This window comes from Kitasatospora sp. NPDC059673 (genome assembly GCF_042734215.1).
Classification (GTDB): Bacteria; Actinomycetota; Actinomycetes; order Streptomycetales; family Streptomycetaceae; genus Kitasatospora.
The window spans coordinates 243600-257308 of sequence record NZ_JBHWEN010000007.1 but is presented as its reverse complement, the minus strand read 5'-3'; the positions used below and the strand labels follow the sequence as shown (position 1 = coordinate 257308).

Below are 13709 nucleotides of genomic sequence, written 5' to 3'. Positions count from 1 at the left end.
TGGGGGTACCTCCCAACCCGACAGGGCTGGGAGGTACCCCCACGCGCCCCCGGTATCGCACCTCCGCTAGCTGCTCGCCTGCCGGCTCATCGCCCTGACCGTCGCGACCAGGGGGGCCAGTTCGGGGCGGGTCTCGGCGGTGGTGAGGGCCTCGGCGAGGGCGGTGTCGTTGGTGGGGCGGGCCTGGGCGAGGAGGTCGAGGCCGGCCGGGGTGACGTTGGTGTAGATGCCGCGGCGGTCGGTGGGGCAGAGGTAGCGGGCGAGCAGGCCGCGGTCTTCCAGGCGGGTGACCAGGCGGGTGGTGGCGCTCTGGCTGAGCACGACCGCGTCGGCGAGCTGGTTCATGCGGAAGTGGCCGCCGTCGCCGTCGTGCTGTTCGCTCAGGACGTCCAGGACGGAGAACTCGCGGACGCTGAGCTCGTGTTCGGCCTGCAGGGCGCGCTCGATGTGGGCCTCGATCCGGCCGTGCAGAGCGGTCAGGGCGCACCAGCCGTGGGCCAGGGCAGGATCAGGGCGGGTCATCGGACACGCTCCCTTCGGGGTCGTTTTACTCCGTACAAGCTTAGTCGAAATGCGCAAATTCCCGCGCCTGCAAGTATCCGGTAGGAGTTCGCGGGAGGTGAGGAGACGTCGATGGAGCGGCACCTGCGGCTGGACGTGCAGGAAGTGGCGCTGGACGCCCTGCTGGAGGCGCTCGGCGAGGCGGTCGACGACACGTCGCAGGACGACCGGGTGGCGCGGCTCGACGCGCAGGCCCCGGGCTACGCGCAGTACCACCGGATCGGCCACAAGCGGCAGGCCGCGTACCGGCGGCTGGCGGCGGACCGGGCGGCCGCGCACCGCTGCTACCCGCTGGTGCTGGCCGCGCTGCTGACCGACGACGACCCGTCCTCGCCGCGCTGGCTGGCGCAGGTGCTGCTGACGGCGGGCGGATGGCGGCGGCTCCAGGAGGAGCTGGTGGCGGCGATGGAGGGCGGCGACCCGCTGCGGCAGGTGTGCGCGGTGGGTGCGTGGCGGTGGGCGGACGCCGTGGACGGGCCGGTGACGGAGCGGTTCCTGACGGCCCGCCGGGAGGCCGCCGTACGCTGCGACGATCCGTGGGCGCGGGAGCGGCTGGCCGACTGAGCGTCAGCAGAACATGCCGGGGTACCACTTGTGGGTGGCGCCGTGTTAGCTTCTTTGCCAATTCATGGTCTGCGCATGGCGTCGCCTATGCCGTCGCCCGGCGTCAGGCCCTGGCAACGGGGAAGAGGTACGCCGACATGGCGGGGGAGTTCACGGTCGATCCGGACGCGTTGCGCCGGTTCGCCCGCACCAGTGCCGAACGGGCCGAGCAGCTGCGGGCGATCCGCGCCGAACTCGGCGGGCACCAGCTGTCGCCGTCCGCCTTCGGGAAGCTCCCGGAGTCCGACGAGACCGGCCGCGACTACGTGGAGCGAGCCGAGGCGGCGATCGACAATGCCGGGTCCGCCTCCGACACCATGGACCGGATCGCCGAGTACGCCGACGGCATGGCCGGCGCGTACGAACGCACCGACGAGGGCGTCGGGCAGACCATGCAGGCGATCGCCGGAGGGCTGGGCGGATGAGCGGGCCGATCGCGGGCGCCGTCGACGCCTACACGAAGATCAACGACTGGATGACCCCGCTGGGCAGCGTGATCGACGAGATCATGCGCCCCATCGTGGAACCGCTCGCCGAGCCGCTGGAGTTCGTCACCGGCGACCCCGAGGGGCTCGAAGCCGCCGCCCGGATGTGGCAGAAGCAGGCCGAGCAACTGCGCGAGGTGATCGCCGACCAGCGCCGCGACCGGGGCGCCCTGGCCGGCGAGTGGCAGGGTGCCGCCTCCGAGGCGTTCCAGCGTGAACTCGCCGAGTACGAGCAGGCGTTGGAGGAAGAGGCGGAGGACATGGCGGGCACCGCCGAGCTCCTCACCGAGGCCGCCGCCGAAGCCCGGATGGCGCAGGACCTGGTCGAGACGATCATCCGCGAACTGATCGAGTGGGCGATCATCACGCTCGCCGCGTCGCTCGCCTTCAGCGTGATCACCGCCGGCATCTCGCTGGCCGCCGAAGCCGCCGCGGCCGCCGCCGAGGGCGCCATCGCCAGCGCCCGGATAGCCAACCTGGTGCGCAAACTCGCCAACGCGCTGAAGAAGATCGCCGACGCGATGAAGGCACTCAAGGCGGTCTCCAAGCGCCCGCACCTCAACCCGAAGAAGCCCTGGACCTGGAACAAGCCGCTGGACGTCGAGGCGTACCTGGCCAAGACCGGCGTCAAGATGGTCGGCAAGGCCGGCCTGCACGGCATCGGCCTGACCGGCAACCCGGCCGGCGAGGCGCTCCAGCAGATCACCCAGAGCGGCGCCGGAATCATCGCCGACGAGGCCGACGACCGGATCAGCGGCAACCGCGGCCCCAGCACCGGCCTGCGACAGAAGACCGGTATCGCCCAGCCCGCCCAGGCGCCCGAGCTCAGCCCCGAGGAGCGCCGCCGCCGCTTCGAGGACGCGTTCGGCTGAGCCGCCCCGCTCCGTCGCTTCGAGGACGCGTTCGGCTGAGCCGCCCCGCTCCATTACCTCCAGGAGGACCACTGTGCTCGACCGGGACCGCCAGTTTGCCGCGCCGTTCCTCGCCGTCGGCGAGCAGCTGCGCGGCGCCGCGCCCATCTCGCTGGCGCCCGGCATCCCCCGCCCGCCCGAAAAGTTGCTGACCCCGCGCCAACCCGGCGAGCTGGAACAGAAGTTGGCCAAGCCGTTCAGCCTGCTGCGGCGCGCGTACGCGGTGGTCAACCCGGTCTCCGCCGGCGTCGGCGCCGTCGAGGACCGGATGATGGACGCCGTGCCGGACTCCGTCTGGCACGGCAAGGGCATGGCCGGTGACTGGCACACCACCGCCGGCCGCCTGGTCGTCCGCCTCCACGAGGACGGCGCGAACGGCAGCGCCCTGCTCGCCCTCACCGACCGCCGCCTGCTGCTGCTCGCCGACCGCGCCAAACTCTGGCAGCTCACCGAACAGCACGCCCTCCAGTTCGAACTCCCCCGCCACGAGATCGCCGCGGCCCACCGCAACGCGAAGGGCGTCACCCAGCGCGGCCGCCTCGACCTGCACTTCCGCGACGGCTCCTGGGTCGGCGTCACGACGCCACTGCCGTCGGCGGCGGACGAGCTGGCGGCGGCGTTCGCGGCGTTCTGACACCTGATCGAAATCCGGCGCGACTCGCTGTGCCGGGCCGCCCGACCGGCGCTGCGGGCCCCGGCCGCTCCAACCGCAGCCACATCGAGGGTCTGACACATCCCCAGCTTCTTGGAGAAGTCGGGTCCGCCGGAGAGCTCTGAACCGGACGCAACGTCCACGTAGCCGAGGTCTTCCCAGCCTCGTTCGACGGTCAGTCGCAATCGTGCCGCGAGTGCCTCCAGCGGCGGCTGAAGTCCTGCCACCACTCGGAACGAGCTGGCGGCGAACTCCCACATGCTCTGCTGGAACGCAGGATTGCGCTTCCCGCCCTGATACGACGGAGCTTCCTCCCAATCCGGTTCAGGCCCCGGAACGTTGACTGCCGCCATGCCGTCCTCCCCTCCGAACCACTGCCGCCGGCGTTGACCGTAGCTCGGGGCCCAAAGCGGCTCGCACCCCGGTGAACCTTGCCGGTCAGAGCTAGGCGGTGCGGGCCGTCGGTGCGGCGGTGGCGGCTTCGGCGTGGCGGGTGAGGACGAGGTGGGCGAGTTCCGGGGCGGCGCCGAGGGGGAGGGCGAGGTGGTCGGCGGGGGCTGCGGCGGTGGCGATGCGGTCGGGGAGGAGGCCCGGGGCGAGGAGGTAGGGGGCGACGGCGGTGGTGTGGACGGTGGGGGTGTGGCGGAGGGTGGTGAGGGCGTCGGGGACGGTGGGGGCGGTGGCGGAGGCGTAGGCGGTGGTGACGGCGGCCCAGCCCCGGGTGCGTTGCCAAGTGGCGGCCACGGCGCGGGTGGTGGCGTTGGCCGCCGGGTCGGAGGAGCCGGCGGCGGCCAGGACGATTCCGGTGCGGGCGCGGACGGACGGGTCGGTGACGTCGAGTCCGGTTTCGGCGAGGCGGCGGTCGAGGGCGTCGAGGAGGAGGGGGGACGGGCCCAGGACGTCGGCGACGGGGATGGTGGAGCCGGCGGCGCGGAGGGCGGCCGGGATGTCGTGCTTGGCGTGGAAGGCGCGGTTGAGGAGGAGGGGGACGGCGATTGCCTCGGTGAGGCGGGGGGCGACCTGGGCGATGCGAGGGGCGCAGTGGTCCAGGTAGGCGGTGGTGACGGGGAGTTCGGGGCGGAGCGCGCGGATCGCGTCGGCGAGGGACTCGACGGTGGCGGCGTGGCGGGGGTCGCGGGAGCCGTGGGCGAGAAGGAGAAGCGGTGCGGCGGCAGCGGGGTGCGAGAGGTGGGTGGGGGCGGGTGCGGTGCGCGGCTGCGACGCGTTGCCTTCCGCCTCGCGCAGTTCCGCCCCCTCGCCTTCGGCTGGGAGGTGCCCCCCGCGCCCCTGAAGGGGCGCGGGGTTTCTGTGCGTCAGGGCGCTTCGCTTCTGACGGCGTGCGGGGGTGCCGTCGGGTGTCAGGGCGCTGCGCTTCTGACTGTTGCCGGTGCGGGGAGCCATTGGTCTCAGCGGGTGGTGACGAGGAGGCCGCGGGTGCGGAGGACGTGGCGTTCGAGGGGGGAGAAGACGAGGAGGTCGATGGCGACGCCGACGGTGAGGATGAGGAGGATGCCGAGGAGGACGCCGGACATGTTGGTGAACTCGCGCTGGTTTTCCAGGTAGCGGCCGAGGCCGAGGCCCAAGTCCGGGGAGGAGGCGATGAGTTCGGCGGCCATCAGGGAGCGCCAGGAGAACGCCCAGCCCTGCTTCAAACCCGCCAGGTAGCCGGGGAGTGCGGCGGGGAGCAGGATGTGGCGGGCGCCGCTCAGGCCGGTCGCGCCGAGGGTTTGGCCGGCGCGGAGGAAGAGCGGGGGGACTTGGTCGACGCCCGCGATGAGGCCGTTGGCGATGGAGGGGACGGCGCCGAGCAGGATGACCGCGTACATGGCGGAGTTGTTGATGCCGAGCCAGATGACGGCGGCGGGGACCCAGGCGACCGAGGGGAGGGACTGGAGGCCGGAGAGGACGGGGCCGAGTGCGGCGCGGACCGGCTTGACCTGGGCGACCAGCAGGCCGATGGGGGTGCCGATCAGGACGGAGAGCAGGAAGCCGGAGAGGCCGCGCCAGACGCTGGTCCAGATGATGGAGAACAGCGTTCCGGCGTACCAGAGTTCGGTGAGGGAGTCCCAGACGTCGGCGGGGCTGGGGAGCTTGTCGGGGGTGGTGAGTTCGAGGGTGTAGGCGAGCTGCCAGAGGGCGAGGACGAGGAGTACGCCGAGGACGGGTGGCAGGACCGAGCGGCGCAGGACCGAGGAGAGGGGTGTGCGCTGGACGGCGACGGTTTCGAGCGCGTCGAGGCCGGCCTCGACGCCCGCGGAGTCGTCCGCGGCGACCGGGAGGGTGTCAGTGCTGGACATGGCGGCGGATCTCCCCACGCAGTTCTTCGGTGATCTCGATGGACAGATCCGCGACCCCGGCGGATTCGATGCGGCGCGGCTGCGGCAGGTCGATGCGCCATTCGCGGGCGATCCGGCCGGGGCGGGAGGAGAGCAGGACGACGCGTTGGGCGAGGCGGACGGCTTCGCGGACGTTGTGGGTGACGAACAGGACGGCGAGCTTTCGTTCGGCCCAGATGCGGGTGATCTCGTTGTGCAGGACGTCCCGGGTGATGGCGTCGAGGGCGGCGAACGGCTCGTCCATCAAAAGGACTTGGGAGCCCTGGGCGAGGGAGCGGGCGAGGGCGACGCGCTGGCGCATGCCGCCGGAGAGTTCGTGGACGCGCTTCTTGTAGGAGCCGCCGAGACGGACCAGGTCGAGCAGGCGTTCGGCCTCGGTCCGGCGTTCTGCCTTCGCCACACCCGCGAGGCGGAGGGCGAGTTCGATGTTCTTGCCGGCGGTGAGCCAGGGGAAGAGCGCGTGGTCCTGGAACATCAGGGCGGGGCGGCCGCCGGGGACGTCGATGGTGCCGGAGGTCGGCCTGTCGAGGCCGGCGACCAGGTTGAGCAGGGTGGACTTGCCGCAGCCGGAGGCGCCGAGCAGGGTGACGAACTCGCCGGGGGCGACGGTCAGGCTGATGTCGTCCAGGACCGGGGCGGCGGTGCCGGGGCGGCCGAAGGTCTTGTGCACGTGCGAGAGCCGGACGGCGAAGCCGCCGTCCGGGTGGCCCGCGCCGGGGGCGTCGGGCGAGGTGGTCAGTGCCGTGGTCACGGGCACCTCCTGCGGGTGTGGTCCGGGCAGGGCAGAGGCGGGGAGCGGTGGCCGGGGTCCGCCCCGCGCCCGCCCGGCGAGTGGGCATCGAGTGGGCGGGAGCGAGGCGGAACCCGGGGCCTGGAGGGGCTACCGGAGGACGGGGCTACTTGGTGCCGAGCCCGGCGTCGGCGACGGCGGGCTGTCCGGCGGCGGCCAGCACCTTGTTGAGCAGGGTGAGGTCGTAGATCCCGGCCAGGTTCGCCCCCGCGCCGGCGGAACTCGACTTGGGCAGCTTCAGCAGTCCCGCGGTGACGGCGTGGTCGGCCTCGGCCTGCAGGGTGCCCGCCAGCGGGTCGTCGATGAAGTCGATGTCCTGCCAGGCGGGGTCGAGGATCGCGGCGTCCAGCGCGTTGCCGGCGTCGGCCTTGATCTGCTCGTTGGCGACGGCCTTGGCCCGGTCGGAGTTGGCCTTGATCCAGGCGTTGGTCTTCACCGAACCGCGCAGCACGGCCTCCACCACGTCGGGATGTTCGGTGAGGAACTTCTGCGACACGATGATGTTGGTGATGACGAACTTCTTGTCCGGCCAGACGTCCTTCTCGTTGAGCAGGACCTTCGCGCCGAGGGTGACCAGCTTGGAGGCGGTCGGCTCGGGCACCCAGGCACCGTCGATGGAGCCGGACTTGTAGGCGTCGGGGGTGACCTTGTTGTCGCTGCGGATCACCTTGACGTCGCCGTCGCCGGTGTTCGCGTCCACCTTCCAGCCCTTGCCCGCAAGGTAGTTGAGCAGCGCGACGTCCTGGGTGTTGCCGAGCTGCGGGGTGGCGATCCGCTTGCCCTTGAGCTCGTCCACCGAGCCGATCTTCGCCGGGTTGACCACCAGCTTGACACCGCCGGAGGCCGACCCGCCCACGATCTTCAGCGACTTGCCGCCGGACTGGGTGTAGCCGTTGATCGCCGGGGAGGGGCCGATCCAGCCGATGTCGATCGAGCCGGCGTTCAGCGCCTCGATCTCGGCGGGGCCGGCGTTGAAGACCTGGGTCTTGATCTGCGTGCCGCCGAGTTCCTGCTGGAGGATGCCCTGCTTGAGGCCGACCAGCGCGGTGCCGTGGGTGAGGTTGGCGAAGTAGCCGATCTTCACGGTGTCGGCGGAGAGCTTCGCGCCGGACGCGGCCGGGGCGGCCGAGGACTTGTCCTCGCTCTTGGAGCCGTAGCCGCAGGCGGTGAGCAGGCCGGCCGTGGTGAGGACGGCGACGGTCGCGACGGCGGCCCGTCTGATCCGGCCGGCGGTGGGGCGGGCCGGGGTATGGGTGGGCAGGGTGCTGGGTGCCATGACAGAGGTGTCCTGTTCGTGGAGAAGGAAGGTGGTCGTGCCTGACCGGGACCGGGCCGGCCCCGCCGTACCTGCTGTGGGAAGGCACGGCGGCTGCGGGCCCGGTGACAGGGGCTCAGCGCCCCTGCCGGCCCCCACATCGCGTCAGGCCGCCCTGGCCGCTGCCGAGGACGCCGCTGCCGATGCGGCCGCCTTCCTTGTCCATGCCCGAGAACGCCTCGCTGGGCATCAGACCCAGTCCTCCTCAGTGGAAGCGTCGATGGTGCTGACGGGGGTGGTGTCGAACGCCTCGCCCGCCATGCCGGCGGTGAGGGTGGTGCCGTCGGCCGGGTCGATCAGGATGAACGAGCCGGTGCGGCGGTTGTCGGCGTAGCTGTCGAGGGCGAGTGGTTCGGCGGTGCGCAGGGTCACGTGGCCGATGTCGTTGACGTTCAGGCCTTCGGTGGCGGGCCGTTGTTGGAGGGTGTCGATGTCGATGCGGTAGGAGATGTCCTTGACGAGTGCGCGCACGGTGCGGGTGGTGTGTTTGAGGAGCACTTTGGCGCCGGTGTGCAGGGGGCGTTCGTTCAGGTGGCAGACGGTGGCTTCGATGTCCTTGGTGGGTGGGGCGGCCCGGCCGGTGGCGATGAGGTCGCCGCGGGAGATGTCGAGGTCGTGGGTGAGGCGGAGGGTCACCGACTGCGGGGCGCGGGCGGTGTCGGTGGGGGTGCCGAGTGCGTCGATCGCGGCGATGGTGGTGGTGTGGCCCGAGGGCAGGACGGTGACCAGGTCGCCGACGTGCAGGACGCCGGAGGCCAGTTGTCCGGCGTAGCCGCGGTAGTCGTGGAATTCTTCGTTCTGGGGGCGGATGACGTACTGGACGGGGAAGCGGGCCGGTTCGGTGTGGGGGTCGGTGCCGACGGGGACGGTCTCCAGGTGTTCGAGGAGGGTCGGGCCGCTGTACCAGTGCGTGTGGGGGGAGGGTTCGACGACGTTGTCGCCGGCGAGGGCGGATATCGGGATCGCCGTGACGTCCTTGACGCCGAGGGTGGCGGTGTAGGCGGTGAACTCTTCGGCGATCGCCGCGAAGACGTCCTCCGCGTAGCCGGTGAGGTCCATTTTGTTGACGGCGAGGACGAGGTGGGGGACGCGCAGGAGGGCGGCGACGGCGGCGTGGCGGCGGGTCTGTTCGACGATGCCGTTGCGGGCGTCGACGAGGACGACGGCGAGTTCGGCGGTGGAGGCGCCGGTGACCATGTTGCGGGTGTACTGCACGTGGCCGGGGGTGTCGGCGAGGATGAAGCGGCGGCGGGCGGTGGCGAAGTAGCGGTGGGCGACGTCGATGGTGATGCCCTGTTCGCGCTCGGCGCGCAGGCCGTCGGTGAGGAGGGCGAGGTCGGGGGTGTTCTGGCCGCGGCGGCGGGAGGCGTGTTCGACGGCTTCGAGCTGGTCGGTGAGGACGGATTTGGAGTCGTGGAGGAGGCGGCCGACGAGGGTGGATTTGCCGTCGTCGACGCTTCCGGCGGTGGCGAAGCGCAGGAGGGTGGTGGGGGTTCGGGTGGGCATGGGTTAGAAGTACCCCTCGCGCTTGCGGTCTTCCATGGCGGCCTCGGAGAGTTTGTCGTCGGCGCGGGTGGCGCCGCGTTCGGTGAGGCGGGAGGCGGCGATTTCGGTGATGACGGCGTCGATGGTGGCGGCGTCGGAGTCGACGGCGCCGGTGCAGGACATGTCGCCCACGGTGCGGTAGCGCACCAGGCGGGTTTCGGTGGTTTCGTTCTGCTTGGGGCCGCCCCAGTCGCCGGCGGTCAGCCACATGCCGTCGCGCCGGAACACCTCGCGGTGGTGGGCGTAGTAGATGGCGGGGAGTTCGATGTTCTCGCGCTGGATGTACTGCCAGACGTCGAGTTCGGTCCAGTTGGACAGCGGGAAGACGCGGACGTGTTCGCCGGGTGCGTGGCGGCCGTTGTAGAGCGACCAGAGTTCGGGGCGCTGGCGGCGCGGGTCCCAGGCGCCGAACTCGTCGCGCAGGGAGAAGACGCGTTCCTTGGCGCGGGCCTTCTCCTCGTCGCGGCGGCCGCCGCCGAAGACCGCGTCGAACCGGCCCGTTTCGATGGCGTCCAGCAGTGGCACGGTCTGCAGCGGGTTGCGGGTGCCGTCGGGGCGTTCGCGCAGCACGCCGCGGTCGATGAACTCCTGGACGGAGGCGACGTGCAGGCGCAGGTGGTGCCGGGCCACGGTGCGGTCGCGGTACTCGATGACCTCGGGGAAGTTGTGGCCGGTGTCCACGTGCAGCAGCGCGAACGGCACCGGAGCGGGCGCGAACGCCTTCAGCGCCAGGTGCAGCATGACGATGGAGTCCTTGCCGCCGGAGAACAGGATCACCGGCCGCTCGAACTCACCCGCCACCTCACGGAAGATGTGCACCGACTCCGCCTCCAGCGCGTCCAGGTGCGACAGCGCGAAGGGGGTGTCGTCGGTGCGGACCGGGTTGTCGGTCACGGTGCTCACGCGAGGCCCCTCTCGGTCAGGAAGGCGTGCAGTTCGCCGGCGGACTCGGTCACCGTCCGGCCCTGCGTCTGCAGGCGCAACTCCGGCTTCTCGGGCGCCTCGTACGGGTCGTCCACGCCGGTGAGACCGGAGATCTCGCCGGCGGCCTGCTTGGCGTACAGGCCCTTCACGTCCCGCTCCGAGCAGAGCTCGACCGGGGTGGCGACGTGGATCTCCAGGAACTCGGTGCCGTTCGCGGCGTGCCGCTCGCGGACCGCCGCGCGGGAGTCGGCGAACGGGGCGATCACCGGGGCGAGCACCTTGACGCCGTTGGCGGCGAGCTTCTCGGCGACGAAGCCGATCCGGGTGACGTTGGTGTGCCGGTCCTCGCGGGAGAAACCGAGGCCCTTGGAGAGGAACTCGCGGATCTCGTCACCGTCCAGCACCTCGACCCGGTGGCCCTCGGCGCGCAGCCGCTCGGCCAGCGCGAACGCGAGGGTGGTCTTGCCGGCGCTGGGCAGCCCGGTCAGCCACACGGTGGCGCCGCGCTCGCGGCCCGCTGCCGGAGTGTCGGCGGTGGTCACGGTGGTTACTCCTGACGGTCGGTGACGGTGGAACAAACAACGGTGGATCAGAGGTGGATGCCGCACTCGGTCTTGCCGGAGCCCGCCCAGCGGCCGGCCCGGCCCTGCTCGCCCTCTCCCGGCTTGGCGGTGCAGGACAGTGGCGAGCAGCCGATCGAGGTGTAGCCCTCCCACAGCAATGGGTTCATCAGTACCCCGTGGGTCTGCGCGTACGCGTCCACGTCGTCCTGCGTCCAGCGGGCGATCGGGGCGAGCTTCACCTTGCGGCGTTTGGCGTCCCAGGCCACCACCGGGGTGTTCGCCCGGGACGGCGACTCGTCGCGGCGCAGTCCCGTCGCCCAGGCGTCGTACCCGCCCAAGCCGCGGTTCAGCGGCTCGACCTTGCGCAGCGCGCAGCACAGGTCCGGGTCGCGGTCGTGCAACCGCGGCCCGTACCGGGCGTCCTGCTCGGCCACGGTGAGCTTCGGGGTCAGCGTGATCACGTTGACCGGCATGGTCGCGGCGACCGCGTCCCGGGTGCCGATGGTCTCCGCGAAGTGGTAGCCGGTGTCCAGGAACACCACGTCCACGCCGGGCAGCACGGTGGACGCCAGGTGGGCGACCACCGCGTCCTCCATCGAGGAGGTGACGCAGAGCCGCTTGCCGAAGGTGTCGGCCGCCCAGCGCAGGATCTCCTGCGCGGACGCCTCCTCCAGCTCCCGGCCGGCCCGGACGGCCAGCGCCTCGTAGTCGGCCGCCGCGTGGTCAGCCACGGTCGTCATGGCCCGTCCCCCTGTCGGTGGCCGGCAACAGCCCGAGGAACTTCAGCTGGAAGCCCCGGCGGCAGGCCCGGCACTCCCAGGCGCCGTGGCCGCTCTCGGACGGGCGCAGGTCCTCGTCCCCGCAGTACGGGCAGTAAAAGGGGGCGGCGCGTTCGCTCACGACAGCTGCTCCTCGGTGGCCCGCACCGCCCACTGGGCGAAGCGCTCGCCGTCCTGACGGTCCGCCTGGTAGCGGGTCAGCAGGCGCTCGACGTAGTCGGGCAGTTCGGCGCTGGTGACCTTCAGGCCGCGGATCTTGCGGCCGAACGCGGCGTTCTCGAAGCCGAGCGAGCCGCCCAGGTGGATCTGGAAGCCCTCGACCTGCTGCCCGTTCTCGTCGGTGACCAGCTGGCCCTTGAGGCCGATGTCGGCGGTCTGGATGCGGGCGCAGGCGTTCGGGCAGCCGTTGATGTTGATGCTCAGCGGCTCGTCGAACTCCGGCAGGCGGCGCTCCAGTTCGTCGATCAGGGTGCGGCCGCGGTCCTTGGTGTCGACGATCGCGAGCTTGCAGTACTCGATGCCGGTGCAGGCCAGCGTGCCGCGGCGGAAGGTGGACGGGGTGACCCGCAGGTCGAGCGCCTCCAGGCCGGCCACCAGCGAGTCGATCCGGTCCTGCTCGACGTCCAGCACGATCAGCTTCTGCTCGACGGTGGTGGCCAGCCGGCCGGAGCCGTGTTCGGCGGCCAGGTCGGCGACCTGCTGGAGCAGCTTGCCGTTCAGCCGGCCGACCTTCGGCGCGAAGCCGACGTAGAACCGGCCGTCGTTCTGCGGGTGGACGCCCACGTGGTCGCGCCAGCGGCCGGCCGGCTGCTGCGGGCCCGGACCGTCCGTCAACTCGCGCTTCAGGTACTCGTCCTGGAGGATCTGCCGGAACTTGGCCGGTCCCCAGTCGGCGACCAGGAACTTCAGCCGGGCCCGGTTGCGCAGACGGCGGTAGCCGTAGTCGCGGAAGATGCCGACCACGCCGGCCCACACCTCGGGGACGTCCTCCAGCGGCACCCAGGCGCCGAGCCGGACGCCCAGCTTCGGGTTGGTGGACAGGCCGCCGCCGACCCACAGGTCGAAGCCCGGGCCGTGCTCGGGGTGGACCACGCCGACGAACGCGATGTCGTTGATCTCGTGAACCACGTCCAGCAGCGGCGAGCCGGAGATCGCGGTCTTGAACTTGCGCGGCAGGTTGGAGTACTCGGGGTTGCCGATGTACCTGCGGTTGATCTCGTCGATCGCCCAGCTGCCGTCGATGATCTCGTCGGCGGCGATACCCGCCACCGGCGAGCCGATCACCACGCGCGGGCAGTCGCCGCACGCCTCGGTGGTGGACAGGCCGACGGACTCCAGCTTCTCCCAGATCGCCGGGACGTCCTCGATCCGTACCCAGTGGAACTGGACGTTCTGGCGGTCCGTCACATCGGCGGTGCCGCGCGCGTACTGCTCGGACGCCTCGCCGATGGCGCGCAGTTGGGGGACCGTCAGCTGACCGCCGTCGATCCGCACCCGCAGCATGAAGTACTCGTCCTCAAGCTCGTGCGGCTCCAGGATCGCGGTGCGGCCACCGTCGATGCCCTGGCGGCGCTGGGTGTACAGGCCCCACCAGCGCATCCGGCCGCGGAGGTCCGCCGGGTCGATCGAGTGGAAGCCGCCCTTGGCGTAGATCGTCTCAATGCGTGTCCGCACATTGAGACCGTCGTCGTCCTTCTTCATCTGCTCGTTGGCGTTGAGCGGGGTGAAGTGCCCCATGGCCCACTGGCCCTCGCCGCGGTGGCGGGTCGCCTTGCGGGCGGCGGGGCGGGCCGCGACGGCGGCGCCGGCCTGGGGCTCGTCCGGCGCGTCCGGCTCGGGGGTGCGGGCCATGGTGTCAGTCCTTTGAGCGGCTTGGCAGATGTGGGGGTGCTGGCCGATCCCCGGGCGTGACCCGCTCCCACCTGCGGAATTCAGCAGGCGGCGGGAGAGGTGACGCTGGGCCGGGGTCGATGGTGCGGGCATCCGCGACAGCGGGGACGCGCGGGCAGGGCGCCGGTGCGGTGGCGGCGTGCGAGTGGGGCTCAGATCACCGGACAGATGGCGCTGGACACGCGAAGGAGGTCGACGTGGAGTCGGCCAACTAGGGTGGTTCCGGCGCTAGACATGGCAAGAGATTCGCACGGCCGGTGACTCGCGGTCCACTGACGTCCGAATTCTGGACCTGAATGTTCCGCATGCCGGGACGGTTGCTCGCCCGGGGCCACTCCGCGCCCCACGGCCCGTC

At 71.5% G+C, this 13709-nt stretch carries 16 protein-coding genes; 4 read left to right on the top strand and 12 right to left on the bottom strand.

From position 1 onward, the window contains the following. Window positions 1-66: 66 nt before the first annotated feature. Window positions 67-522 (bottom strand): MarR family winged helix-turn-helix transcriptional regulator, encoded by a 456-nt coding sequence (locus tag ACFV18_RS11875; protein WP_380481972.1) that lies wholly within the window; start codon window positions 520-522, stop codon window positions 67-69. Window positions 523-633: 111 nt separating this feature from the next. Here ACFV18_RS11875 and ACFV18_RS11870 point away from each other — a divergent pair, with 111 nt between their 5' ends. The 4 genes from ACFV18_RS11870 (at window position 634) to ACFV18_RS11855 (ending at window position 3194) form a co-directional block, all read left to right on the top strand. Beyond that, complete coding sequence (locus tag ACFV18_RS11870; RefSeq protein ID WP_380481970.1) at window positions 634-1125, top strand: hypothetical protein; 492 nt, start codon at window positions 634-636, stop codon at window positions 1123-1125. A 137-nt stretch (window positions 1126-1262) separates the two neighbouring features. Then, entirely contained in the window at window positions 1263-1589 is a 327-nt protein-coding gene (locus ACFV18_RS11865) for a type VII secretion target (RefSeq protein ID WP_380481968.1), read from the top strand. Beyond that, entirely contained in the window at window positions 1586-2521 is a 936-nt protein-coding gene (locus tag ACFV18_RS11860; protein WP_380481966.1) for a WXG100 family type VII secretion target, read from the top strand. Before ACFV18_RS11865 ends, ACFV18_RS11860 begins: the two co-directional genes overlap by 4 nt. Window positions 2522-2594: 73 nt before the next feature. Continuing rightward, window positions 2595-3194, top strand: a complete 600-nt coding sequence (locus ACFV18_RS11855; RefSeq protein ID WP_380481964.1) for a hypothetical protein — start codon at window positions 2595-2597, stop codon at window positions 3192-3194. Between the two features lie 462 nt (window positions 3195-3656). Here ACFV18_RS11855 and ACFV18_RS11850 read toward each other — a convergent pair whose 3' ends face one another. The 11 genes from ACFV18_RS11850 to ACFV18_RS11800 all read right to left on the bottom strand — a co-directional run bounded on the left by ACFV18_RS11850 (window position 3657) and on the right by ACFV18_RS11800 (window position 13590). Next, on the bottom strand, window positions 3657-4613 hold the full coding sequence (locus ACFV18_RS11850) for a sirohydrochlorin chelatase (protein WP_380481962.1): 957 nt from the start codon (window positions 4611-4613) through the stop codon (window positions 3657-3659). Window positions 4614-4618: 5 nt separating this feature from the next. Then, window positions 4619-5509 carry an ABC transporter permease gene (locus tag ACFV18_RS11845; protein ID WP_380481960.1) on the bottom strand — a complete coding sequence of 297 codons (891 nt, stop codon included), beginning with the start codon at window positions 5507-5509 and terminating at the stop codon, window positions 4619-4621. Beyond that, complete coding sequence (locus tag ACFV18_RS11840) at window positions 5496-6299, bottom strand: ABC transporter ATP-binding protein (RefSeq protein ID WP_380481958.1); 804 nt, start codon at window positions 6297-6299, stop codon at window positions 5496-5498. Before ACFV18_RS11840 ends, ACFV18_RS11845 begins: the two co-directional genes overlap by 14 nt. 145 nt (window positions 6300-6444) lie before the next feature. Then, window positions 6445-7614, bottom strand: a complete 1170-nt coding sequence (locus ACFV18_RS11835; protein ID WP_380481956.1) for an aliphatic sulfonate ABC transporter substrate-binding protein — start codon at window positions 7612-7614, stop codon at window positions 6445-6447. 228 nt (window positions 7615-7842) lie between these two features. After that, window positions 7843-9159: a sulfate adenylyltransferase subunit 1 gene (locus ACFV18_RS11830; RefSeq protein ID WP_380481955.1), complete on the bottom strand. Its 1317-nt coding sequence runs from the start codon at window positions 9157-9159 to the stop codon at window positions 7843-7845. Window positions 9160-9162: 3 nt separating this feature from the next. After that, window positions 9163-10092 (bottom strand): sulfate adenylyltransferase subunit CysD, encoded by a 930-nt coding sequence (gene cysD / locus ACFV18_RS11825; RefSeq protein ID WP_380481997.1) that lies wholly within the window; start codon window positions 10090-10092, stop codon window positions 9163-9165. A 5-nt stretch (window positions 10093-10097) separates the two neighbouring features. Continuing rightward, window positions 10098-10664 carry an adenylyl-sulfate kinase gene (cysC, locus tag ACFV18_RS11820; RefSeq protein ID WP_380481953.1) on the bottom strand — a complete coding sequence of 189 codons (567 nt, stop codon included), beginning with the start codon at window positions 10662-10664 and terminating at the stop codon, window positions 10098-10100. Between the two features lie 47 nt (window positions 10665-10711). Then, the gene (locus ACFV18_RS11815) at window positions 10712-11425 is read right to left on the bottom strand and encodes a phosphoadenylyl-sulfate reductase (RefSeq protein ID WP_380481951.1); all 714 of its coding nucleotides are present in this window, start codon (window positions 11423-11425) and stop codon (window positions 10712-10714) included. Further along, entirely contained in the window at window positions 11409-11585 is a 177-nt protein-coding gene (locus ACFV18_RS11810) for a hypothetical protein (RefSeq protein ID WP_380481949.1), read from the bottom strand. Before ACFV18_RS11810 ends, ACFV18_RS11815 begins: the two co-directional genes overlap by 17 nt. Beyond that, entirely contained in the window at window positions 11582-13315 is a 1734-nt protein-coding gene (locus tag ACFV18_RS11805; protein WP_380481947.1) for a nitrite/sulfite reductase, read from the bottom strand. Before ACFV18_RS11805 ends, ACFV18_RS11810 begins: the two co-directional genes overlap by 4 nt. A gap of 191 nt (window positions 13316-13506) precedes the next feature. Next, window positions 13507-13590, bottom strand: a complete 84-nt coding sequence (locus ACFV18_RS11800; protein WP_317621159.1) for a putative leader peptide — start codon at window positions 13588-13590, stop codon at window positions 13507-13509. Window positions 13591-13709: the final 119 nt, after the last annotated feature.